At 73.1% G+C, this 21,377-nt stretch carries 24 protein-coding genes; 8 read left to right on the forward strand and 16 right to left on the reverse strand.

The window, feature by feature from the left end:
* Nucleotides 1–109 precede the first annotated feature (109 nt).
* Nucleotides 110–292 carry a hypothetical protein gene (locus FKD65_RS14385; protein WP_141577983.1) on the reverse strand — a complete coding sequence of 61 codons (183 nt, stop codon included), beginning with the start codon at nucleotides 290–292 and terminating at the stop codon, nucleotides 110–112.
* A 265-nt stretch (nucleotides 293–557) separates the two neighbouring features.
* On the opposite strand from FKD65_RS14385, the gene FKD65_RS14390 reads away from it, so the two are divergent.
* The gene (locus FKD65_RS14390) at nucleotides 558–965 is read left to right on the forward strand and encodes a hypothetical protein (protein ID WP_141577984.1); all 408 of its coding nucleotides are present in this window, start codon (nucleotides 558–560) and stop codon (nucleotides 963–965) included.
* A 92-nt stretch (nucleotides 966–1,057) separates the two neighbouring features.
* On the opposite strand, the gene FKD65_RS14395 is transcribed toward FKD65_RS14390, so the two are convergent.
* On the reverse strand, nucleotides 1,058–2,476 hold the full coding sequence (locus FKD65_RS14395) for an MFS transporter (protein ID WP_141577985.1): 1,419 nt from the start codon (nucleotides 2,474–2,476) through the stop codon (nucleotides 1,058–1,060).
* A 26-nt stretch (nucleotides 2,477–2,502) separates the two neighbouring features.
* Nucleotides 2,503–2,961, reverse strand: coding sequence for a MarR family winged helix-turn-helix transcriptional regulator (locus tag FKD65_RS14400; protein ID WP_240810145.1), 459 nt, complete (start codon nucleotides 2,959–2,961; stop codon nucleotides 2,503–2,505).
* Nucleotides 2,962–3,071: 110 nt separating this feature from the next.
* Here FKD65_RS14400 and FKD65_RS14405 point away from each other — a divergent pair, with 110 nt between their 5' ends.
* Entirely contained in the window at nucleotides 3,072–3,992 is a 921-nt protein-coding gene (locus FKD65_RS14405) for an oxygenase MpaB family protein (protein WP_240810146.1), read from the forward strand.
* Here FKD65_RS14405 and FKD65_RS14410 read toward each other — a convergent pair.
* From FKD65_RS14410 to FKD65_RS14425, 4 genes are read right to left on the reverse strand one after another with little or no spacing between them, the layout of a single operon-like run.
* Complete coding sequence (locus FKD65_RS14410) at nucleotides 3,989–4,894, reverse strand: RecB family exonuclease (RefSeq protein WP_368367253.1); 906 nt, start codon at nucleotides 4,892–4,894, stop codon at nucleotides 3,989–3,991. The genes FKD65_RS14405 and FKD65_RS14410 overlap by 4 nt on opposite strands.
* A 39-nt stretch (nucleotides 4,895–4,933) precedes the next feature.
* Entirely contained in the window at nucleotides 4,934–5,641 is a 708-nt protein-coding gene (locus FKD65_RS14415) for an MBL fold metallo-hydrolase (protein WP_141577986.1), read from the reverse strand.
* 10 nt (nucleotides 5,642–5,651) lie between these two features.
* On the reverse strand, nucleotides 5,652–6,518 hold the full coding sequence (locus FKD65_RS14420) for a PHP domain-containing protein (RefSeq protein WP_141577987.1): 867 nt from the start codon (nucleotides 6,516–6,518) through the stop codon (nucleotides 5,652–5,654).
* A 25-nt stretch (nucleotides 6,519–6,543) separates the two neighbouring features.
* A complete protein-coding gene (locus FKD65_RS14425) occupies nucleotides 6,544–7,191 on the reverse strand; it encodes a DUF6758 family protein (protein ID WP_141577988.1) in 648 nt (215 codons plus the stop codon).
* Nucleotides 7,192–7,275: 84 nt separating this feature from the next.
* Here FKD65_RS14425 and FKD65_RS14430 point away from each other — a divergent pair, with 84 nt between their 5' ends.
* Nucleotides 7,276–7,665, forward strand: a complete 390-nt coding sequence (locus FKD65_RS14430; protein ID WP_141577989.1) for an NUDIX hydrolase — start codon at nucleotides 7,276–7,278, stop codon at nucleotides 7,663–7,665.
* Between the two features lie 10 nt (nucleotides 7,666–7,675).
* On the opposite strand, the gene FKD65_RS46250 is transcribed toward FKD65_RS14430, so the two are convergent.
* Nucleotides 7,676–9,106 (reverse strand): CPBP family intramembrane glutamic endopeptidase, encoded by a 1,431-nt coding sequence (locus FKD65_RS46250; RefSeq protein ID WP_141577990.1) that lies wholly within the window; start codon nucleotides 9,104–9,106, stop codon nucleotides 7,676–7,678.
* Nucleotides 9,107–9,349: 243 nt separating this feature from the next.
* Nucleotides 9,350–10,288, reverse strand: a complete 939-nt coding sequence (locus FKD65_RS14440) for a CoA ester lyase (RefSeq protein ID WP_141577991.1) — start codon at nucleotides 10,286–10,288, stop codon at nucleotides 9,350–9,352.
* Between the two features lie 39 nt (nucleotides 10,289–10,327).
* Here FKD65_RS14440 and FKD65_RS14445 point away from each other — a divergent pair, with 39 nt between their 5' ends.
* A complete protein-coding gene (locus FKD65_RS14445; RefSeq protein ID WP_141577992.1) occupies nucleotides 10,328–10,828 on the forward strand; it encodes a hypothetical protein in 501 nt (166 codons plus the stop codon).
* 92 nt (nucleotides 10,829–10,920) lie between these two features.
* On the opposite strand, the gene FKD65_RS14450 is transcribed toward FKD65_RS14445, so the two are convergent.
* Nucleotides 10,921–12,072, reverse strand: a complete 1,152-nt coding sequence (locus FKD65_RS14450) for an RNA-guided endonuclease TnpB family protein (protein WP_141577993.1) — start codon at nucleotides 12,070–12,072, stop codon at nucleotides 10,921–10,923.
* 53 nt (nucleotides 12,073–12,125) lie between these two features.
* Between FKD65_RS14450 and FKD65_RS14455 the strand changes: the two genes are divergently transcribed.
* Nucleotides 12,126–12,299: a type II toxin-antitoxin system prevent-host-death family antitoxin gene (locus FKD65_RS14455; protein ID WP_141577994.1), complete on the forward strand. Its 174-nt coding sequence runs from the start codon at nucleotides 12,126–12,128 to the stop codon at nucleotides 12,297–12,299.
* Nucleotides 12,300–12,440: 141 nt separating this feature from the next.
* On the opposite strand, the gene FKD65_RS14460 is transcribed toward FKD65_RS14455, so the two are convergent.
* On the reverse strand, nucleotides 12,441–13,340 hold the full coding sequence (locus FKD65_RS14460; protein WP_240810147.1) for an RNA polymerase sigma-70 factor: 900 nt from the start codon (nucleotides 13,338–13,340) through the stop codon (nucleotides 12,441–12,443).
* Between the two features lie 106 nt (nucleotides 13,341–13,446).
* Between FKD65_RS14460 and FKD65_RS14465 the strand changes: the two genes are divergently transcribed.
* Together FKD65_RS14465 and FKD65_RS14470 are read left to right on the forward strand one after the other, a co-directional pair.
* A complete protein-coding gene (locus FKD65_RS14465) occupies nucleotides 13,447–14,745 on the forward strand; it encodes a CBS domain-containing protein (protein WP_141577996.1) in 1,299 nt (432 codons plus the stop codon).
* Nucleotides 14,742–15,242 (forward strand): DUF1003 domain-containing protein, encoded by a 501-nt coding sequence (locus tag FKD65_RS14470; protein WP_141577997.1) that lies wholly within the window; start codon nucleotides 14,742–14,744, stop codon nucleotides 15,240–15,242. The genes FKD65_RS14465 and FKD65_RS14470 overlap by 4 nt, the downstream gene beginning before the upstream one ends.
* On the opposite strand, the gene FKD65_RS14475 is transcribed toward FKD65_RS14470, so the two are convergent.
* Nucleotides 15,239–15,715, reverse strand: a complete 477-nt coding sequence (locus tag FKD65_RS14475) for a MarR family winged helix-turn-helix transcriptional regulator (protein WP_240810148.1) — start codon at nucleotides 15,713–15,715, stop codon at nucleotides 15,239–15,241. The genes FKD65_RS14470 and FKD65_RS14475 overlap by 4 nt on opposite strands.
* A gap of 142 nt (nucleotides 15,716–15,857) precedes the next feature.
* Here FKD65_RS14475 and FKD65_RS14480 point away from each other — a divergent pair, with 142 nt between their 5' ends.
* Nucleotides 15,858–16,997: an Mrp/NBP35 family ATP-binding protein gene (locus FKD65_RS14480; RefSeq protein WP_141577998.1), complete on the forward strand. Its 1,140-nt coding sequence runs from the start codon at nucleotides 15,858–15,860 to the stop codon at nucleotides 16,995–16,997.
* Between the two features lie 151 nt (nucleotides 16,998–17,148).
* Here FKD65_RS14480 and FKD65_RS14485 read toward each other — a convergent pair whose 3' ends face one another.
* The 4 genes from FKD65_RS14485 to FKD65_RS44905 form a co-directional block, all read right to left on the reverse strand.
* A complete protein-coding gene (locus FKD65_RS14485) occupies nucleotides 17,149–17,499 on the reverse strand; it encodes a sec-independent translocase (RefSeq protein ID WP_141577999.1) in 351 nt (116 codons plus the stop codon).
* Between the two features lie 127 nt (nucleotides 17,500–17,626).
* The gene (locus FKD65_RS14490; RefSeq protein ID WP_141578000.1) at nucleotides 17,627–19,456 is read right to left on the reverse strand and encodes a S1C family serine protease; all 1,830 of its coding nucleotides are present in this window, start codon (nucleotides 19,454–19,456) and stop codon (nucleotides 17,627–17,629) included.
* Nucleotides 19,457–19,558: 102 nt separating this feature from the next.
* On the reverse strand, nucleotides 19,559–20,677 hold the full coding sequence (locus FKD65_RS14495) for a MucB/RseB C-terminal domain-containing protein (protein WP_240810149.1): 1,119 nt from the start codon (nucleotides 20,675–20,677) through the stop codon (nucleotides 19,559–19,561).
* Nucleotides 20,674–21,318, reverse strand: coding sequence for an anti-sigma factor (locus FKD65_RS44905; RefSeq protein WP_205718664.1), 645 nt, complete (start codon nucleotides 21,316–21,318; stop codon nucleotides 20,674–20,676). The genes FKD65_RS14495 and FKD65_RS44905 overlap by 4 nt, the downstream gene beginning before the upstream one ends.
* Between the last annotated feature and the right edge of the window lie 59 nt (nucleotides 21,319–21,377).

Consider the following 21,377-nt stretch of genomic DNA (forward strand, 5'->3'; position numbering starts at 1 on the left):
TCTCGGAGCGTGCGGACGCCGCCTGGGGCCCCGCCCACTCCAAGATCAATCTGTAAGTTACTGAACTGTAGGCAGCCTGGTCCGCGGCGTCAAGGGCCCGGAGCAGGCATCAAAGAACCATTTTCGAGCCTGCCGCAGCCATTCTCAGCCCGCTCATGCCCGGCATCATGCGTTTGCGGCGTACCGCGCCCGGCATCCCCTTCGATGCCCGCTTGACCGCTTTCACGGCGAAGGCCGCACGCAGTGCGACGAGCGAAAAGCCGTCCGTCACGGGGCGCAATTCGCCGGGCACCGGAGCATGCCCGAATTCCAGCCCCGAAACACAGCTTCGGCTCGGCTCGCGCCCGCCGGTCGGCGCCCAAGCCGCCGGATCGACCGCTGGGTCCGAACACCAGGCTCGCGGCCCTTTCCCTTGGCGAGACAAACATCTCGTTCGTGGTGATCACCCCCCGCCTCGCAGCCTTGGGAAGCTCTGTACCATCTTCCCTGGCCGGAGATCACCGCGCCCGGCCCGTCTCCTTACGGAGCCGTCAATCGAAAGCCGCTCTAGGAGCATCATGACTGCAATCGAGAACACCCCGTCCTCGCCCGATGCCTTGCGGGCCAAGACGGCATTCGCCGACTCCAAGGTCAGCCTTCTCACCGGAGCGAGCCTGGCAGGGCTCGCCTTCGTCTACGACAAGGTCCAGGACGCGTCGCCGGCAGAGAGCATTCTGCTGTGCATCGCCGGCCTGGCCTTGGCCGTGTCGACCGTCTTCCTGCTGATGGTCGTATTCCCCCGGAGGGGAAGGCTCGGGTTCGGGACCATCCTGGCCGAGGGCGACTCCCAGGCCGCCACCGAGGCGGAGGAACTGAGGGTGATCGTTCACACCAAGTTCCGCTGCCTTCAGTGCGCGATCAGTGCCATGGGCTTCGCCGTCCTGCCGTTCCTCGCCGCACTCATCGTGCACGCCGCCTTCGCCTGACCGCGGCGTGATCGACCCCTACCCACGGTCCCCGCATCCAGCATGCGGGGGCCGCCCTACTTCACGGGTGTTGCGTCCCACCCAACCTTCGATCAACCGGCTGGGGCTGCGGTCGGACTGGTCTCGGGTGGGCGCCGGCGGGCGAGGACGAGGCTGGTCATCGTCGTGATCGCCATCGCGGCGACGCCGACCAGCGCCGCGGTGGTGTAGGCGCCCTCGGTCGGGAAGAGGCGACCGGCGTCGGTGCCGACGGCCAGGACCAGACCGCCGATGGCGCTGCCCAGGGAGTACCCGACACTGCGGACGACGTAGTTGAAGCTCATGGCGCTCGACGTCTCACTCTTGGGCGTGACGGCCAGTATGACGCCGGGCATCGCGGCCGAGAAACCGCCGACGCCGAAGCCCAGCACGCCCATGGCCACCAGCAGTTCGGCCAGGTTGGACCGGGCCGCCGCGAACAGGACGAACCCGCCGCCGACGATGGCGGCGCTGCCGGCCAGGAGCAGGGGGCCGTCGATCCGCTCGCGGACCCGGGGCGTGAGCTTGCCTGCGACGAACCCCAGCACGGAGAACGGGATGAGGACCAGCCCCGCCACGAAGGTGGTCAGGCCGAAGCCGTAGCCGGCGCTGTGCGGCGTCTGCGCGTAACGGGTGATGAGCGTGAGCAGGAGGTACATGCCGCTCCCGCCGACGAACATGGCGATGTTCGCCCCGGCGACCGCCGGGTGCCGTACCGCCCGAACATCGACCAGTGGCGTCTTGGTTCGCAGTTCGGAAACGGTCCAGACGCAGAGCAGGAGTACGGCTGCGACGGCAAGGGTCCCCGCCACGGCGAGGTGCCGGCTCCACAGGCTCCTCTCGCCGGCCAGGAACAGGACGAGGAGCAGTCCACCCGCCAGGACGAGCGCACCGGCCACGTTCACGTGAGCGGAGCGGCCTTCGGGAGCTGCGGGCATGGAGCGCCACGCGGTCACGAATGCGATGGTGGTGACGAGCAGGCCGAGGCCGTAAGCGGCCCGCAGTCCCCCGAACTGGGCGAGCAGCGCGGCCAGCGGGTAGCCGACGCCGGCTCCGATGATGGAGACCACTGAGATCAGGGCGATCGTGGCCGCGCCGCGCTCCTTGGGAAGATGGTCGCGGGCCACGCCCATCATCAGCGCCGTGAGACCGAGTCCGACGCCTTGGGCCGCTCTGCCCACGAGCAGCCAGGCGAACGGCAGCGGCAGCACGGTGAGCGCGCTGCCGACGACGACGATCGCCAGCGTGGCGAGAATCGTGGCCCGCCGGTGCGGGCCGGCGCCGAGCCGGCCGAGGACGGGGGTGGCGACAGCGCCGCTGAGGAGGGCGATGGTCAGCGTCCACTGCGCGCTGTCGAGGGAGACGTTGAACGTGGTCGCCACGCTGGTGATGAGCGGCGTCCCGAGGCTGGCGACCGCCGCCACGACCAGGGCGACGAAGATCAGGGCGGGAACGAGCAGACGCGCCTCGGAACGTATCGGGGCAGTGCTCATGGGCGGGCCATGAGCCTGGGACGCGGTCACCGGTCCGGCTCCTGCCGGGCGCGGCTTTCGAGTTCTGCCAGATGCAGCAGCGCCGGAAGGGCCGCCGCCAAGGCCTCGACCTCGTCACCGGTGAGTTCGTCGACCAAGCGCGCGTAGGCGTCGACGCCCGCCTGGCGCCGTGTCCGGACGTACGACGCGCCGGCCTCGGTCAGGCGCACCAGCGTGACCCGCCTGTCGGACGGATCGCCCGTCCGCTCGACCAGCCCGGATTCCTCCATCACTCGGACCAGGACGGTCATCGCGGGCTGGGTGACGCCCTCGGCCACCGCCAGATCGGTGATCCGTCGCGGGCCGGTCCTGTCCAGGGTGGCCAAGGTGGCGGCGGACGTCAGGCTCATGTCGCGGGGAAGGCGTCTCACGGCCCTGATGGCCAGACCGTAGAGGGCCGAGCCGATGGCATCGGAAGCGCCGTGCGCGGCGCCCTGGCGACTCATGCCAGAAGCATAGCAGCTTTATATATAAGCTTTATGTATATCTCGGCCAGAACACGGGGGCGGTGTCGCGAGCCCACCGATGTAATGACACACTTACTTCAGTTTGTCTCATGGAGGTGTACATGCCGGCGACCGTCCAGCCCCCCGAGAGCGTCACGTGGCGCGTGCACATCGACCGGTCCATGTGGGTCGGAGGCGTGCGCAGCCTCATGCTCCAGGCGCTGCACCCGATGGCGATGTGGGGCGTCTGGCAGAACTCCAACTTCCGCGAGGACCCGTTCGGACGGCTCCAGCGGACGTCCGACTTCGTCGGGCTCGGCACGTTCGGCAGCCCGGAGGAGGTCGAGGAGGCCGCGTACCGGGTGCGGGAGATCCACCGGAGCCTGCGCATCCTCAACCACGACACCGGGAGGAAGGAACGGCTCGACCAGCCCGAACTGCTGCTGTGGGTGCACTGCGCCGAGGTGTACTCCTACCTGGAGGTGGCGCGGCGGGCCGGGCTGCCGCTGACCGGCGCCATGGCCGACCGGTACCTGTACGAGCAGCGCAAGTCGGCGACGCTCGTCGGGCTGCACGCCGACGACGTCCCCGGCAGCGTCGCCGACATGGAGGCGTTCTTCGCCGAGATGCGGCCCCGGTTGCGGGTCACCGAGGAGGCGGCGGAGACCGTCCGGTTCCTCATGTGGCCGGCGCTGCCGGACAACCTGAGGTTCCTCTCCCCCGGCAAGCCGGGCTACTTCCCGTTCGGCGCGCTCTGCTACTACTCCCTGCCGGACTGGGCGCGCGAGATGTACGGGTCCCTGCCCGAGGTGCCCCAGCCCGCGGTGACGGCCGCGCTCCGCTCGTTCCGGCTCGCCATGAACTCGGTACCGGAGCGACTGCACGACTACGCCTTCGCCAAGAACACCCGCGACATGCTGGACCGCGCCCGGCAGCGGCTCGCGGCCGACGGCTACGACCTGAGCAAGGGCCTGTACGGCCTGCGCGACCCGCGCCGCTGGCCCGACCGCCGCGCGCTCACCCCGGCTTAGGGGGCGTCCACGGGGAGGGCCGCCCACGGCTCTTTGCGCGGGGCGGCCTCGCGGCCCTCGGGGCAGTGGCGTGCGAAGTCGCACCACGAGCACAGGTTCCCCGGACGCGGCGGGAACAGCTCGTCGTACGGGCCGTGGTCGACCTCCCCTTCGCGGGGCCTCGGCACGGCGGCGCGGCTCCCCGTCGCGGGGCCCGCGAGCTCGCGGTAGGCCGCGTCGGCGGACGCGGCCTCGGCGGCGATCTGCTCGGCGCGCCGGATGTGCCGGGCCAGCGACTCCTCGGTGTGCTCCCACACCGCGACCTCGCCGGAGGGCAGGTGGTGCAGCTCGACGCGGCGGCACGGGCGGCGCAGGACGCGCGCCGCCGCCACCGCGTAGATCGCCAGCGCCAGCGAGCCGCGGGCGTCGTCGGCGGTGAGGACGTGCCGGCCCGTCTTGTAGTCGACGACGACGAGCTCCGGGCCCCGCGCGTCGAGCCGGTCGATGCGTCCGGACACCGCGATCCGGTCGGTGCGGGTCGCCACGGTGCGCTCGACGCCGAGCGGCTCGTCGGACGGGTCGAGGCCCGCGACGTACCGCTCCGTCATCTCCCGGGCCCGCTCGCGCCACTGCGCGGACTGGGCCTCGTCCCGGAAGCCGTCGGTCAGCCAGCCGCGGACCAGCAGGCTCCCGGCCGCCTCGGGACTGCGCTCGTCGACGGGCAGCCGCCACCAGCCCGCCAGCGCGTTGTGGACGCTCGCCCCGACGCTGTTGTGCGCCCACGGCGGCCCCTTGGGGGGCATCGGACGATCCAGATAGGTCATCCGGTACCGGCGCGGGCAGTCGAGCCACGTGTTCAGCCGCGACGGCGTGCACGTGTAGAGCCGCTGGGGCATACCCTCGAACCCGAGCTGCTCAGCCACTACGCCATCCTCCCCTGGGGGACGGCCCCCGAGGCCCGGTCAGTCGTCGTTCTCCTGCGCCAGGGAGCCCCAGCTCTCCCAGCGGGCGTCCTCGTCGCCGACCGTGGTCTCCTCGCCCTGCGCGGGCAGGACCCGCAGGTCCTTCGGGAGCGGGGTCAGCAGGGCGCCGATCGAGTTGAGCTGCTTGCGCAGGTCCTCGTAGACGCCGCCGACCGAGCCGGGGCGGCCGCGGTGCAGGGTGTCGCCGGAGAACAGCAGGCCGAGCTGCTCGCTGATCACGCAGACGCTGCCGGGGGTGTGGCCCGGGGTGTGCACGATCTCCAGCTGGGCCTCGCCGATCTCGAAGACGCCGCCGTCCTCCAGCCAGATGTCGGGTTCGAGGGAGCGCAGCGCCTTGGCGTCGTCCTCGTCGTCCTCCTCCTTGGCGAGGCGGCCGAAGTAGTCGCGCCACAGCAGCCGGTCGGCGCGGTGCAGCGCGATCGGGGCCCAGTTGTCCTCGTCCTCCTCGCCGGCCGCGGCGACCTCGAGGACCACGCTGAGGCGGTGCTCGTTGCCGTCGGTCAGCAGGACGGCCATGACCTCGCGGTCACCGACCTCCTTGAGGATGGCCTCGGCGTCGTTGGCCGGGTCGATCACGATGACCTCGTCGTCGTCGCCGACGATGTAGGTGTTGTTCTCGACGTCGTACTCGGTGTCGTCCAGGGTCAGCGTCCCCGACGTCACCACCTGTTCGATGCGCGCGTCCACGCTTCGCACCCTACCGTGATTCGCCGCCCCGGTCGGGCAGACGGAGATCACCGCCGGTGGCGGCGGCGCGGAGCGCCTCGAACGCCTCCGGGGCGGTCGTCTCGGCGCCGATCCGGTCGCCGGTGAGCGCGCCGTGGTCGTCGCTGGAGCCGGTGACGGCCAGCCCGAGCGCGGCGGCCAGGTCGCGCAGGCGGGCGCGGTCCTCGGGGGCGTGGTCGGGGTGGTCGGTCTCGATCCCGGCGAGCCCGGCGGCGGCGAGCCGCTCGATCACCTCGTCCCCGAACACGTAGCCGCGGCGGCGCGCCCGCGGGTGCGCCACGACGCACACTCCCCCGGCGGCGCGGACCAGCCCGATCGCCCGCTCGGGATCGAGCGCGTACCGCTCGACGTAGGCGCGGCCGCCCGGCGCGATCCAGCGGGACGTGAACGCCTCGTCGGCCGTCTCGATCGCGCCCGCCTCCACCATGGCGCGGGCGATGTGCGGGCGCCCGACCGCCTCGCCCCTCGCCAGCGCGCGGACCATGTCCCACGTGACGCCGGTGCCCAGCTCCTGGAGCCGTTCCACCATGCCGCGCGCCCTGACCACCCGGTCGTCGCGGATGCGGGCCAGCTCGGCGGCCAGCTCCGGCTCGCCGGGATCGAACAGGTAGCCGAGCATGTGCAGGCTGCGGCCGCCCTCCTTGCACGACAGCTCGATGCCGGGGACGAGGGCCAGCCCGTCCGGCAGGGACGCGGCGGCCTCGTCCCAGCCCGCGACCGTGTCGTGGTCGGTGAGCGCGACGACGTCCACGCCGTTGCCGCGCGCCCGCCGGACGACCTCGGCCGGGGCCCGGGTGCCGTCGGACGCGTTGCTGTGGCAGTGCAGGTCTATCCGCATGGTGCTCATACCAGCGGGACGCCGCTCAGCCGTCAAGGCGGGGGCTGAGCGCGCCGTAGGGCAGGTCGAGCTCCATGCCCGGCTCGCGCAGGTCGAGCAGGGTCAGGCGCTCCAGCATGAGGACCCCGGCGTCGGCGGGCCACAGCACCGCCCACAGCCAGTTCCCCATCGCCTCGCCGACGTAGGCGGCGCGGTCGGGGCGGTCGCCGACCGCCCACATGGGCACCGTCTGCCCGCAGGTCGCGGCGGGGCCTCCGACCTCCAGCTTCACGTGCGGCGGGCCGCCGTTGAACCCGGTTCCGGGATCGGGGCCCGCGAGCCCGGCGTAGTGGGCGCCGAGACCGATCCCCGGCTCCTCGGCGATCAGGACCATGTCGGCGGGGCCGCGCAGCAGTCCCGGTCCGGACGCCGCGACGGCGGCCGCGCGCCCGCCCGAGCGCTCGTCCCCCACCGAGGCGAACCCCGTGACGAGCCACGCCGACGGGAGCGGCCAGGGCGTCCAGACGGGGACCCTCGCGTCCTGGAGCACGGCGGCCAGCCCCTCGGGGCCCGCCCGCCTGGACGGCTGTTTCGGCAGTACGGCGCCGTGCACGCCGCAACTCCAGTCGCTGGACCAGAGGTTCGGCGCGCTGACAGGTCCCCCGCAGCGCGGGCATGTGGGCTCCGCCCTCATGAGTAACCACCCTGCGCGGCCAGATCCCGGCTCGTCAAGGTCGGCCGGGCCCCCGCCACGGAAAAGTGGCGACAAAATGGGGTCATGCGAGTGCGCTGCGTGGGCGGGATCGTGCGGGACGGCGACGGGCGGCTTCTGCTGGTCAGGCGCGGTCGCCCGCCGGGCGAGGGCCTGTGGTCCATCCCGGGCGGGCGGGTCGAGCCCGGCGAGGACGACGCGGCGGCGCTCGTCCGCGAACTCAGGGAGGAGACCGGCCTCGACGTCCTCGTCGGCCCCCTGGCCGGGACGGTCGAGCGCCCCGGGCCCGGCGGCGTCGTCTACGAGATCTACGACTACACGGCGACCGTGTGCGGCGGGACGCTCCGCGCGGGCGACGACGCCGAGGACGCGCGCTGGGTCGCGCCCGCAGAACTCGACGCCCTCCCCCTGACACCCGGCCTGGTCGACGCCCTCTCCGGATGGGGCGTCCTCTGACCGGACGCCGCTACGAGGCGTGGACGGGCTCCGTGGCCGCCGTCACCGGCGCCTCGCCGTCCCCGCCGCCCGCCGTGACGGTCTGGACCCGCATCCGCCGCGCCAGCCACACGACGGCGGCGGCGTAGAGCAGCATCGGGACGACGTCCGCCGCGACGACCTGCCAGGGGACGCCGCCCTGCTCGATGTCGAGTTCGCCGACCGCCGCGGGCCCGAGGAAGGCCACCAGGTTGTTGAACACATGCAGCGCGATGCTGGACTCCAGCCCGCCGGTGCGCACCGCGAGCCATGCCGCGATCGCGCCGAAGGCGAAGATGTCGAGGATCCCCCAGCCGGTGTAGCCGTGGCCTGCCGTGAAGAGGGCCGACCCCACGACGATCCCCGGCCACGGCGTGCGGAACACGACGCTGAACGCGCGTCCGACGCGGTTCCTGGCGTTCTCCAGAGTGCAGGAGCCCACGGCCTGGAGCATCCAGCCGCGGAACGCGTACTCCTCCGCCGCCGACTGGAACGGCACCAGCAGGATGATGACGATGGCCGGGGCGAGGAACTTCCCCCACCCCACCCAGTGCTCGTCGCCGCTCGACTGGTCGTCCAACGTGGCACCGGCGACGATCGCCGCCCCGTAGGAGACGGCGCAGAACAGGATCGCCAGGCCGCTGCAAGCCAGCAGCCAGCGCCAGCGCAGCCGTCCCGCGACCGAGGAGAGCGTCCCCGGCCGCCGCCGCTGGACGACCCAGGCCCCGAGCAGCACCACGGGCAGGAACACCGCCAGCGCGCCGAGGTTGAACGCCAGGTCGGCCGTCCCGCCGCCGAACATCGAGTCGGCGTCCGCCCCGGAGCTGTCCGGGACTTCGCCCGTGACCACCAGGTGGACGATGATGCCCACGATCATCAGGCCGATGACCAGGGCCATCCCCGTGACGGCGATCCCGAGGGTGCCCACCAGCGGGCACCACCATCGGTGCACCTCGTTGCGCGCCAGCCGGTGGAACGGGCTCGCCTTCGGCGTCGGCACCACCCAGGGCCGCTCGACCGCCCGGGCCCCGTACGTGGCGTCGTAGGGGACCTTCCCGTACGGCGCCTCCTGCGGGTAGCCGTACCCGGGCGGCTGCCCGGTGCCGTAAGGCTGCTCGCCGTAGGGCCGGGCCCCGTAGGGCTGCTCGGCTCCGTAAGGCTGCTCGGCTCCGTAGGGCTGCTCGGGCGCGTACGGCTGCCCGGTCTCGGGCGGCTGTCCGGGGCCGTAGGGCTGCTGGGGGCCGTAGGACCACCCGGCGCCCTGCGGCTGAGCGTGCTTCGGCGGCGGCCAGGCCGAGGCGGACGGCCGCGCCTCACCCTCCGGCACGGGCTGAGCACCGGACGGCCGCGGGTCCTCCCGCGGCTCGCGTCCGAGGTCGGGGTCTAGGGGCGCCCAGCCGTCGCCGTCCCCTGCTCCTGCCACGTGTGACCCCTTCTGTGAACCCTCGCGCCCTGTGAACCCTCGCGCCCTGTGAACCCTCGCGCCCTGTGAACCCTCGCGCCCTGTGAACCCTCGCGCCCTGTGAACCCTCGCGCCCTGTGAACCCTCGCGCCCTGTGAACCCTCGCGCCCTGTGAACCCTCGCGCCCTGTGGACCCGCGTGCAGGCCGGACCCGCCCGTCCAGCGAACCCTCGCGTACAACGTGGGACGAATCGTACGGGTCCTTCAGTTCCCGGGCGGATCGAAGCGCTTCGTCCGCGCCATCCCGGCCGCGCGGCCCTTGGCGGCGATCACGAGGGCCATCTTGCGGGACGCCTCGTCGATCATCTCGTCGCCGAGCCGGGCGGCGCCGCGCCCCTCGCCGAGCGAGTGGTCGTAGGCGTCCAGGATCAGCTCGGCGTGGTCGTAGTCGTCCTGGGACGGCGAGAAGACCGCGTTGCCCGCCTCGATCTGGGACGGGTGCAGCACCCACTTGCCGTCGAAGCCGAGGGCGGCGGAGCGCTCGGCGACGCGGGTGAAGGCGTCCACGTCGCGGACGTTGAAGTAGGGCCCGTCGATCGCCTGGAGGTCATGGGCGCGGGCGGCCATAAGGATCCGCATGAGGATGTAGTGGTAGGCGTCGCCCTCGGTGTAGCCGGGCGGCTGCTCGCCGACGACGAGCGTCTTCATGTTGATCGACGCCATGAGGTCGCCGGGCCCGAGGACGAGCGCCTCCAGCCGGGGCGAGGACGCGGCGATCGCGTCGACGTTGACCATGCCCCGCGCGTCCTCGATCTGCGCCTCGATCCCGATGCGGCCCACGGGCAGCCCCATCGCCCGCTCGATCTGGGTGAGGAGCCGGTCGAGCCACTGGACGTGGCCGGCGTCCGGCACCTTCGGCAGCATGACCGCGTCGAGCTCGGCGCCCGCGCCCTCCACGACCTCGATCACGTCGCGGTAGGCCCAGTGGGTCTCCAGGTCGTTGACGCGCACCACCCGCGTCTTCCCCGTCCAGTCGCCCTCGTTGAGCGCGGCGACCACGGTGGCGCGGGCGCCCTCCTTCGCCGACGGGGCGACGGCGTCCTCCAGGTCGAGGAAGACCTCGTCGGCGGGCAGCCCCTGCGCCTTCTCGATGAAGCGGGGATTGCTGCCCGGGACCGCGAGGGTGGTACGTCGAGAGCGCATGGCCCCGGATGCTATCCAGCGGTGTGAGACCCTCGGTGCATGGGTCTGAACAGGGCGCTGGTGGAGGAGGCGGCCAAAAAGTCGGGGCTGCTGTGGCTGGAGCTGCCCGGCCTCCTCCAGCCGCGCGCCGCCTGGCATGTGTGGCACGACGGGTCGGCGTACGTGCTGACCGGCGGTGAGGGCGAGCAGCCGCTCCCGGGTCTTCCCGAGGCCGAGCAGGTGACGGTGATCCTGCGCAGCAAGGACAAGGGCGGGCGGCTCCTGGCGTTCGTCGCCGACGCCGAGAGGGTCGAGCCCGGCTCGGAGCTGTGGGACGAGGTGACCCCGGTCCTCGCCAAGGAGCGCCTCAACGCCCGGACCCACGAGGGCCAGGTAGAGACGTGGGCCGAGGAGTCGTGGATCGTGCGGCTCACCCCGGCCGGCGAGACCGTCGAGGCGAGCGAGGACTACGCGACCGTACGGCCGGTCCCGACCCCCGCGACCACCGCCGGCGCGCCGCCGCGCCTGTACGGCGGCAAGCGGCGCCAGGTCGACCGTTGACGCGCTCCCCGGCCTTTGAAGGCCAAGGATTCAGCCTGTGCCGCGTGTGCGGCGCTTCTGTGGCTTCCTGTTTCACCGGGTCCTGCCCCCCGCTAGGCGGCGGGTCTTGCGGTCCCTCCGCAGGCGTTTAGCCTGTCCGCCCGCCCGGCGGCCAGGATGTTGTTCGCGGCGTTGACATCGCGGTCGTGGACCGCCCCGCACGGGCATGTCCACGTGCGCACGTTCAGCGGCATCGCCTCGGCCGCGGTCCCGCACGCCGAGCACAACTTCGAGGAGGGGAACCAGCGGTCCACCTTCCCCAAGGTGCGGCCGTACCGTGCGGCCTTGTACTCCAGCATCCCGACGAACCGGGACCAGCCCGCGTCGTGCACCGACTTGGCCAACCGGGTGCGGGCGAGAGCGTTCACCGCGAGGTCCTCCACGTAGACCGCTTGGTTGTCGCGGATCAACTGTGTGGAGAGCCGATGGTGGTGGTCTCGCCGCGCATCGCTTACGCGGGCGTGCATGCGCGCGACCCGCGCGACCGCCTTGCGGCGGTTGGCTGAGCCCTTCTGCTTGCGTGACAGTGCCTGCTGGGCCTTGCCGAGACGGCGTTCGGCGCGGCGCAGGAACTTCGGGCTGGTGACCTTCCGGCCGTCCGACAGCACCGCGAGATGCGTCAACCCCAGATCGATCCCGACCTCGGCCGCCACCTCCGGCAACGGCTCCTGGGTGGTCTCGACGACGAAAGAGGCGAAGTACCGGCCCGCCGCGTCCTTGATCACCGTCACGCTCGACGGGTCGCAGGGCAGGTCCCGCGACCACCGCACCCGCACGTCCCCGACCTTCGGCAGGCGCAGCCTCCCTCCCGCCGTGATCGACCAGCGGGCGTTGCGGGTGAACCTAACCGCCTGCCGGGAGTCCTTGCGGGACCGGAACCGGGACGGCGCGACCTTGCGGCCTCGCCGCTTGCCGGACACCGAGGCGAAGAAGTTGCGGTACGCGGTGTTCAGATCGGCCAGGGCCTGTTGGAGCACCACGGACGACACCTCACCCAGCCATACCCGCTCGGACGTCTTCTTGGCCTCGGTGATGACCTGCTTGGACAGGTCCCCATCCGAGGGGTAGGGCAGCCCGGCCGCGTGCGCCTCCCGACGGGCGCGCAGGGCGTCGTTGAACACCACCCGCGCGCACCCGAACGCCCGAGCCACCGCCTCCTGCTGACCGGAGGTCGGGTAGAGCCGGAAGCTGTACCTGAGCTGCACCTTTGAATTGTACATCCTTGTACTTGGAAATACGTGCTCGTACACTGACGATCATGGAATCGGAAGAGATGAGCGTCGCCGACGCACGTCGCCAGTTCGCCGACGTCCTCCACGACGCCGCCGTCCGAGGACGCATCACCTACATCACCAACCGAGGCCGCCGCATCGCCGCGATCGTCCCCGTCCCCATCGCCGAGGCCGCCAACCAGAACCTCGACGACTCTTGAACCCGCCGGCAGGACACGCTCGGGCCGGCGATAGCCCGGCCTGAAGGCCGGAACACCGGCCTGCAAACAGGTAGGCGTAGCTGCCGACCCGGCAGCCCGTCACACCGGCGGCTCGGCTCAGCGGCCCGGCACCGGCGGTGCTCACATCGGGAGCCGACGACCCTCCGCCAGGGCGCGGAGCTTGTCGGGGTTGGCGACCAGGTGGACGGCCGCGATCCGGCCGTCCTCGTCGATGTCGGCGGAGACGGTGCTGATCGGCCCGTCCGGCCCGTCCACGACGACGGCCGGCTCGCCGTTGAGGTGGACGCGCCGGAAGCGCATGTCGGCAGGGTCGACGCCCTCGTAGGGCTGCCCCTCGATGGCGGTGAGGAAGCGCGCGACCTTCTCCGCGCCGAAGATCGCCCGGCGCGGCGCCCGGACCTTGCCGCCGCCGTCCGACCACAGCGCGACGTCGGGCGCGAGGACCTCCATGAGCCGGTTGACGTCGCCGCCCAGGACCGCCTCGAAGAACCGCTCGGTGGCGGCGCGCCGCTCGGCGCCGCCGGCCTCGAAGCGGGGGCGGCGCGCCTCCACGTGCTTGCGGGCGCGGGTGCCGAGCTGCCGGACCGACGCCTCCGAGCGGTCCAGCGCCCGGGCGATCTCGGCGTAGGGGTAGCCGAAGACCTCCTTCAGGACGAACACGGCGCGTTCGAGGGGGCTCAGCGTCTCCAGGACGACGAGCATCGCCATCGACACCGACTCCGACATCTCGGCGTCCTCGGCGACGTCCGGGGAGGTCAGCATCGGCTCGGGCAGCCACGGCCCGACGTAGGTCTCGCGCCGGGCCTGCGCCGAGCGCAGCCGGTCGAGCGCGACGTTGGTGGTGATCCGGACGAGGTAGGCCTTGGGGTCGGAGACGCCGGAGCGGTCGCCCGCCGACCAGCGGAGCCAGGCGTCCTGCACGGCGTCCTCGGCGTCGGCCGCCGTGCCGAGCATCCGGTAGGCCACCGCGAACAGCAGGTTGCGGTGCTGCTCGAAGGGCTCTGTGAAGACGTCGCTCACGGTCCTCCACCCTTTCACGTCCCGTTCGCCCCCCAGACTCCGGGTCACGGCCGGATGTGACATACCCGTCCGGATCAGCCGGGAGATCACGGGTAGTGTCCTGGCCATGAGCGGAGCGCCGTCCCGGGTGTTCATCGCCCGGCTCGCGGGCGTCGCGGTGTTCGACCCGGCAGGAGACCAGGTGGGCCGGGTCCGCGACGTCGTGGTCGCGATGCGCCTCGCGCCGCGCCCGCCGCGGGTGCTGGGCCTCGTGGTGGAGGTCGCGTCACGGCACGCGGTGTTCCTGCCGATCACCCGGGTCACGGTGATCGAGGCGGACGCGATCGTCTTCGACGGGCGGCTCAACGTGCGCCGCTTCAGCAAGCGCGGTTCGGAGACGCTGGTGATCGCCGAGATCCTCGACCGGACCGTCCGGGTGCGCGAGACCGGCGAGGCACTGTCCGTGCTGGACGTGGCGATGGAGCCGACCCGGACCCGCGACTGGCTGATCACCAAGGTCGCGGTGCGCCGCCGGACGGGCCGGGGCCTGCGCAAGCGCGGCGAGAGCATGGTCCTGGACTGGGACGCCGTGGAGGGGTTCTCCGCCGTCGAGCACGGGCAGGGCGCGGCCGGGCTGATCGCCGCGTTCGAGCGGATGAAGCCCGCCGACCTCGCCAGCATCGTGCACGAGCTCCCCGAGAAGCGGCGCACGGAGGTCGCGGTCGCGCTGGACGACGAGCGGCTCGCCGACGTCCTGGAGGAGCTGCCCGAGGACGACCAGATCGAGATCCTCGGCAAGCTCGGCGTGGACCGCGCCGCCGACGTCCTGGAGGCGATGGGCCCCGACGACGCCGCGGACCTGCTGGGCGACCTGCCGACCGAGCAGCGCGAGCAGCTGCTGACGCTGATGGAGCCGCGCGACGCGGCCCCCGTCCGGCGGCTGCTCACCTACCCCGACAACTCGGCGGGCGGCCTGATGACGACCGACCCGGTGGTGGTCGCGCCGGACGCGACGGTCGCCGAGGCGCTCGCGCTGATCCGCCGCCCCGACCTGAACCCGGCGCTGGCGGCGCAGGTGTACGTGTGCCGCCCGCCGACCGCGACGCCGACCGGCCGCTACCTCGGCACGGTGCACTTCCAGAAGCTGCTGCGCGAGCCGCCGCCGACGCTGGTCAGCGGGATCGTCGACACCGAACTCGACCCGCTGCGCCCGACGATGTCGCTGGAGGCCGTCGCGATGTTCCTGGCCACCTACAACCTGGTCGCGGGCGCGGTCGTGGACGAGAACGGGCACCTGCTGGGCACGGTGACGATCGACGACGTGCTCGACCATCTGCTGCCCGAGGACTGGCGGGAGGCCGCGATGGAGGCGGCCGCCGAGGAGACCGCCGATCCCGAGGAAGAGGCTCTGCGGGGGACGACATGACGACGACACGCGAGATCACCGCGCGCCTGGACCAGCCGAGGGAGCTGCGCCGGACGCTGCTGCCGCGCCGCCTCTACTACGACCCCGAGTCGTTCGGGCGGGTGTCGGAGCAGATCGCGCGCTTCCTGGGCACGGCCCGCTTCATCGTCTACATGACCGTGTTCGTGTCGCTCTGGCTCGTGTGGAACGTGGCGGCGCCGCCGGCCCTGCGGTTCGACCCGTACCCGTTCATCTTCCTGACGCTGATGCTGTCGCTCCAGGCCTCCTACGCGGCGCCGCTGATCCTGCTGGCGCAGAACCGGCAGGACGACCGGGACCGCGTCCAGTACGAGCAGGACCGGGGGCGCAACGAGCGCAGCATCGCCGACACCGAGTACCTGACCCGCGAGATCGCGGGGCTGAGGGTGGCGCTGAGCGAGGTCGCCACGCGCGACTTCGTGCGGTCCGAGCTCCAGCAGATCCTCAGGGACCTGGACGCCAAGAAGCCCGTCCCCTAGCGGGCGGGGGCGCCCTCGTCGGCGAGCTTGTCGAGGATGGGGCCGAGCGCGCGCAGGTCGGGCTCGTCCAGCCGGCTCATGATGTGGTCGCGGACGCCCTGCCGGTAGGTGGGGGTGGCCTCGGCGAGCCGGGCCCGCCCCTCGGGCGTCAGGGCGGCGAACAGGCCGCGGGCGTCGCTCGCGCACGACTGCCTGGCCACCAGGCCGTCGCGCTGCATCCGGTCGACCAGCCGCGTCAGGCCGCTGCGCGACAGCAGCACGCGGTCGGCGAGGTCGTTCATCCGCAGCCGCCCGTGCGGCGCCTCGCCGAGGTGCATCAGCACCTCGTAGGCGCCGAGCGCGAGGTCGTGGCCGGCCAGCAGGTCGGCCTGCAGCCGGCGCGAGAGCTGCGCCTGCGCGCGCAGCATCGTCCGCCACACGATCAGTTCGGCGGCGGCCGAGCCGATACCGCCCGGGACGGGGTCGCTGGTCACCGGATGATCGTAGGCCCGGCGGGCGTCCCGCGCGATGGACGGCCCGCGCGGGAGGGGCGCCGCGCCGGGCGGACCCCGCGCCGCGTGTGAAGCCCGACACCCTGATTAGCAGGTTGGCGGCCCGGGTTCATACCATGGACGCATGGCCTCCCTAGTGACGACCGAGCGGGTGAACGCGGCCCTCGCCACGGTGCTCGATCCCGAGATCCGTAAGCCCATCACCGAGCTCGACATGGTCAAGAGCATCGACATCGACGCGGACGGCACCGTCAGCGTCGGCGTCTACCTGACCGTGGCCGGCTGTCCGATGAAGGACACCATCACCAAGAACGTCACGGAGGCCGTGTCCAAGCTCGACGGCGTGTCCGCGGTGCGCGTCGACCTCGACGTGATGAGCGAGGAGCAGCGCAAGGACCTGCAGACCAAGCTGCGCGGCGGGCAGCCCGCCAAGGAGATCCCGTTCGCCCAGCCGAACTCGCTGACCAAGGTGTACGCGGTGGCGAGCGGCAAGGGCGGCGTGGGCAAGTCGTCGGTGACGGTGAACCTCGCCGCCGCGCTCGCCGCCCAGGGCCGCAAGGTCGGGGTCGTGGACGCCGACATCTACGGCCACTCGGTGCCGCGGATGCTGGGCGTGGACACCCCGCCCACCAAGGTCGAAGACATGATCATGCCGCCGACCGCGCACGACGTGAAGGTGATCTCGGTCGGCATGTTCACCGCCGGGAACCAGCCGGTCGTGTGGCGCGGGCCGATGCTGCACCGCGCGCTCCAGCAGTTCCTCGCGGACGTGTACTGGGGCGACCTCGACATCCTGCTCATGGACCTGCCGCCCGGGACCGGCGACATCGCGATCTCCGTCGCGCAGCTGCTGCCGTCCGCGGAGATCCTCGTCGTCACCACCCCGCAGCAGGCCGCCGCCGAGGTGGCCGAGCGGGCCGGCGCGATCGCCGCGCAGACCCACCAGCAGGTCGTCGGCGTGATCGAGAACATGTCGTACCTGACGTGCCCGCACTGCGGCGAGCAGCAGCACATCTTCGGCGAGGGCGGCGGCCAGACGGTCGCCGACGCCCTGACCAAGACGCTCGGGACGCGCGTCCCCATGCTCGGCCAGGTGCAGATCGACCCGCGCCTGCGCGAGGGCGGCGACAACGGCGTCCCGCTGGTGCTCGCCGACCCCGACGCCGGCGCCGCCAAGGAGCTGCGCACGATCGCCGACAAGCTCGCCGGCCGCAGCCGCGGCCTCGCGGGCATGTCCCTCGGCATCAGCCCCAAGGGCCGCTGACCGCCCGCCTGCCCGGGGCCGGAAGTCCCGGGCAGGCGACCAGGCACGGCCGGGCGGTGAGGGCGGCGGCCCGGAGTTCAGACGTCGGGTACCGGGAGGACGGCTCGTGGCGGCCCGGGCGGGCCGCCGGGGCGCGGGAAGGCCCGCGGCGTCAGGTCGCCTCGTTGTCGAAGGGCGGCTTCTCGCTGGGGGCGAGGCCGGTCGTCGTCGTCGCGTACGAGGGCTCGTCGTCGAAGATGCCCGAGTCGTTCTTCGGGTAGGTGTCGTCGTCCTCGAAGAGGTGCTTGCGGACGAACGTCTTCGGGTTGAGGTCGTTGAGGTCGAAGTCCTTGAACTCGGGGCCGAGCCCCTCCTGGAGGTCGGCCTTGGCGCTGTCGGCCATCTGGCGGAACTGCCGCAGCATCCGGCCCGCCTGCCCCGCGACCTGCGGCAGCTTGTCCCCGAAGATGACCAGGGCGAGGACGACGAGCACCGCCATCTCACCGAGTCCGACGTCGAACAACCCGTCCTCCACACACACGGGCCCGCCGCCGTCGCGGCCGGCTGCACAGCCCAAGGGGACCGGCCCAGAGGCGGGCCGGTCCCCCCAGCGTATCCCCAGCCCGGATGAACCGGACTTGAACATCCCCCTAGTCGGAACCCAGGGTCACCTGGGCCGTGGCCTCCTTGCCGCCGCGCTGGTAGGTCAGGGTCACGCGCTCGCCCGGAGCCCGGCTGCGGATCTGCGCGATCAGGTCGGTGGCGTCCTCGATCGGCTTGTCGTCGACCTTGGTGATCACGTCGCCGGGCTTGAGGCCCGCCTTGTCCGCCGGGCCGCCCTTGGTCACCGGGTCCTGCCCGTTGACCGGCTGCGGCATGATCCGGGCGCCGCCCTCCTGGTAGCGGGGGTCGGGCAGCACGCCGAGCTTGGCCTGCTTGACCGTCCCGGTCCGGATGATCTCCTCGGCGATCCGCTTGCCCTGGTTGATCGGGATCGCGAAGCCGAGGCCGATGCTGCCGCTCTGCTGCTCCCCGCCCATCGCCTGGCCGCCGAGGGTGGCGATCGCGGTGTTGATGCCGATCACGCGGCCCTTCGCGTCCACCAGCGGGCCGCCCGAGTTGCCCGGGTTGATCGCGGCGTCGGTCTGGATCGCGTTGAGGTAGGACGCGTCGCCGCCGCCGCCCTCGCCCTGCGTGGGCACGGCCCGGTTCAGCGAGCTGACGATGCCGGTGGTGACCGAGCCCTGCAGGCCGAGCGGCGAGCCGATCGCGATCACCGGGTCGCCGACGGCGATGGCGCTGGAGTCGCCGACCGGCAGCGGCGGCAGCGAGTGCTGGCCCTCCGGCTTCAGCACGGCGACGTCCGAGCTCGGGTCGGCGCCCTTCACCGTGGCGGGCAGCGTCTTCTTGTCGTTGAAGACGATCTGGATCCGGCCGCCACCGCCGCCCCCGCCGGAGGCGACGTGGTTGTTGGTGATGACGTAGCCGCCGTTGACGATGAAGCCGGTGCCGCCGATCTCGCCCTGCGCGGACTGCACGCGGATCATCACGACGCTCGGCAGCACGCGCTGCGCGACGCCCGCGACCGAGTCCGGCGGGCGGCTCTGCACCTTGGTGTCGCTGCTGTTGCTGCCGCCGAGGCTCACCGGGCCGCCGTCGTCGTCCCCGCCGGTCGCGATCACGCCGATCCCGGCGCCGACGGCCCCGGCCACCAGCGCGACGATCAGCGCGACGACGGCGAGGAGCCCGAGGCCCGGCCCGCCGCGCGACGACGAGGGCGGTGCGGGGACGGGCGCCCAGTTGGGCCCGGTGCCGCCGGGCGGCATCCCGTACCCGGCCATCGGGCGGGGGCCGGGGCCGCCGGGGGGCGGCGGGCCGGGCGGCGCGGGCGGCGGGCCCATCGGCGGGCGGCCGGGAGCGGGCGGCGGCGGGCCCTGGTGGGACTGCTGCGGCCAGCCCCCGTACGGGCCGCCCTGCGCGGCCCTCGGGTCCTGGTTGTGGGGGACGAACCCGGGCCGCTGACGGTCGTCGAGCGCCTCCACGGGCGGCTTGTCGAGCTGGACGGGCGGCGGGGGCTGCGGCATGTCCCGCGGCGAGGCGTCCTGCAGCGGCACCTCCTGCGGCATGCCCCCGGCGGCCTTCGACAGGACGTCCTCGCTGGTGTCGGGCGGGCCGCCCAGGGAGTCCGGCGGCGCGAAGCCCCCGGCCACCAGGCGGTCGCCCTCCTCGCCCACCTCGCGCCCGTCCTCGGCGCCCGCCCCGGTGCCGAACTCGGCGTGCTCCGCGGCACCGTCCTCGCCGCGGGCCGGTTCGGGCTCGGGGTCGGCCTCGGGCTCGTCCGCCTGCTGCTCCAGGGGGATCCCCCGGTCGGCCACCGTCTCGGGAGGAGCCGCCGCCTCCTGCCGCTCAGGCTCCTGGCCGGGGACGACGTCGTCGTCCTCCGACGGCGCCCTGACCGGGCCGCGGTTGTCTTCCGTCATCCCCATCTCTCCTACCGAGCATGGTTCTCGTCATCGGTGCTCATGCTGCCCCGCACGGCATGTGGCGAGCATAAGACCTGCCGCCGATACCCACATCTCGGGTCAATCGAACGGATTCGCCGCCGCGGCAAGGCGGCGGGCGCCGCGCGAGACGCGCTTCCAGGGCGGCGCGGAGCCGCGCGGCATGCTCAGCGCCACCGCCGTGGCCGTGCTCTGCGGGGCGTCCGTCACCACGGTGTAGACGTAGCCGTTCCCGGCCGAGACCGCCCAGCGCCGCAGGGCCTCGCGGCGGAACACCGTCCGGCCGCGGCGGGCGGTCCTCTGCCAGCCCGCCATGCCGCGCTCGTCGAGGGAGCCTCGCTGCACGAACACCGAGACGGCGGCGAGGCCGTCGGAGTAGCTGAGGTGCAGGGCGCCGCCGCGGCTCTCGCGGCGGGCCTCGTAGAGGGTGAGCCGTCCCGGCAGCTCGTCCGGGACGGGCCAGCCGCGGTCGCGCAGGCCGGCGAGGCGCTCGCCGTCCAGCTTCTCGCCCCAGGTGCTCGCGGTGTCGCGGACGCTCGTGCTCTCGGCGGGGCTGCCGGCGTTCGCGCCGGGGAAGCGGGACAGGCCGCCGAGCGGGCGGCTCAGCGGGGAGGGCTCGAGCGGCGAGGCGGTGAAGCTGATCTCGGTGAAGCCGGTGGCGACCACCGGGCGGCCGGTGGCGTCGATCAGCTCGCGGTGCAGCATCAGGCCGGTCTCCCGGTCGATCCAGAAGCGCCCGGCGGGGCTGCCGTCGGCGCGGCGCGCCTCGACGACGCGGGCCGGGCGGCCGCAGACCGACGCGTCGGGGGCGCGCACCACCGAGTAGTTGCGGGTCAGCAGCGCCAGGGTCGCCGGCGTGAAGCCGGTGGTGTCCCCGGCCGCGGACTCGGGCCGGTAGCCCTGCCCCGACGGACCCGACCGGTAGCGGATGCCCGCGCCCGGCGTGTGCGACACGGCGACGCGGGAGGTGGCGTCCCGGCCGCCGCTGCGGGTGGTGAGGAACCGCCGGCCCTCGTAGGGGACGCGCCGGGCGGCGTCGGCGGCGGTGCGCAGCAGCCCGACCGCGCCCGGGTCGCTGCGGGCGCGGCGCGCGGGGGCGGGGTCGCCGGAGAGCGCCATCGCCAGCGCGAGGGCGCCCGCGATCCCGCCGGCCAGGACGGCGCCGCGCCGGCACCGCCCCGGGGAGGTCGCCCGCCTCACGGCCCCGGGGAGACCTGGACCTGGTTGACCGGGTCGGTGAGCGGATCGGTCATCGGCGCGTCACCGGAGGTGAGCGCGTGCTCGACGGCGAACCGGTCGAAGGCGGGCGTGACGGCGGGGGTGTCCTGGCGCCCGCCCGCCACGTAGGAGGCGGTGCCGAGGCCGAGGAACAGGGTGGCGGCGCCGACCACCAGGTAGCGGCGCCGCGGCTGGACGCGGATCGCGGCGTGCCCGGCCGGGCGGCCGTCGCGCGGGCGGACGGCGTGCGGCGCCCTGACGGGGCGGGTCGATGATCGTGCGGGCCGGGAAGGGTGCCGGGGGCGCGTCCCGGCGTGCGGCACGGGCTCGCGCGGGAGCGCTCCGTGCGCGGGCGCTCCGCCCGCGGCGGGCGCATCCGCGAGCCCTGCCGCCCCGGGCAGGGTCCTCAGCCGGTTCAGGAAGTCGCCGGACGGCAGGTCGCCGGTGCCGTCGCTCGCCGGCAGCTCCGACAGCCCCCGCAGCCGTCCCTTCAGCTTGCGCAGCTGGTCGGCCTCTTCCCGGCACCCGGCGCACACCGCGAGATGGGCGTGGGCGCGCTCGCGCTCCTCGTCCCCCAGCTCACCGTCGACCAGCGCGGTCAGACGCTCCCCCAGACAACTCACGCCGCCTCCGTGGATCCGTTCCGTCAGGCGCGCGGTCCCGCCCCGCGCGCGGTAAGCAC

Origin of the sequence: Actinomadura sp. WMMA1423, from assembly GCF_006547145.1 — a bacterium.
GTDB lineage: Bacteria > Actinomycetota > Actinomycetes > Streptosporangiales > Streptosporangiaceae > Spirillospora.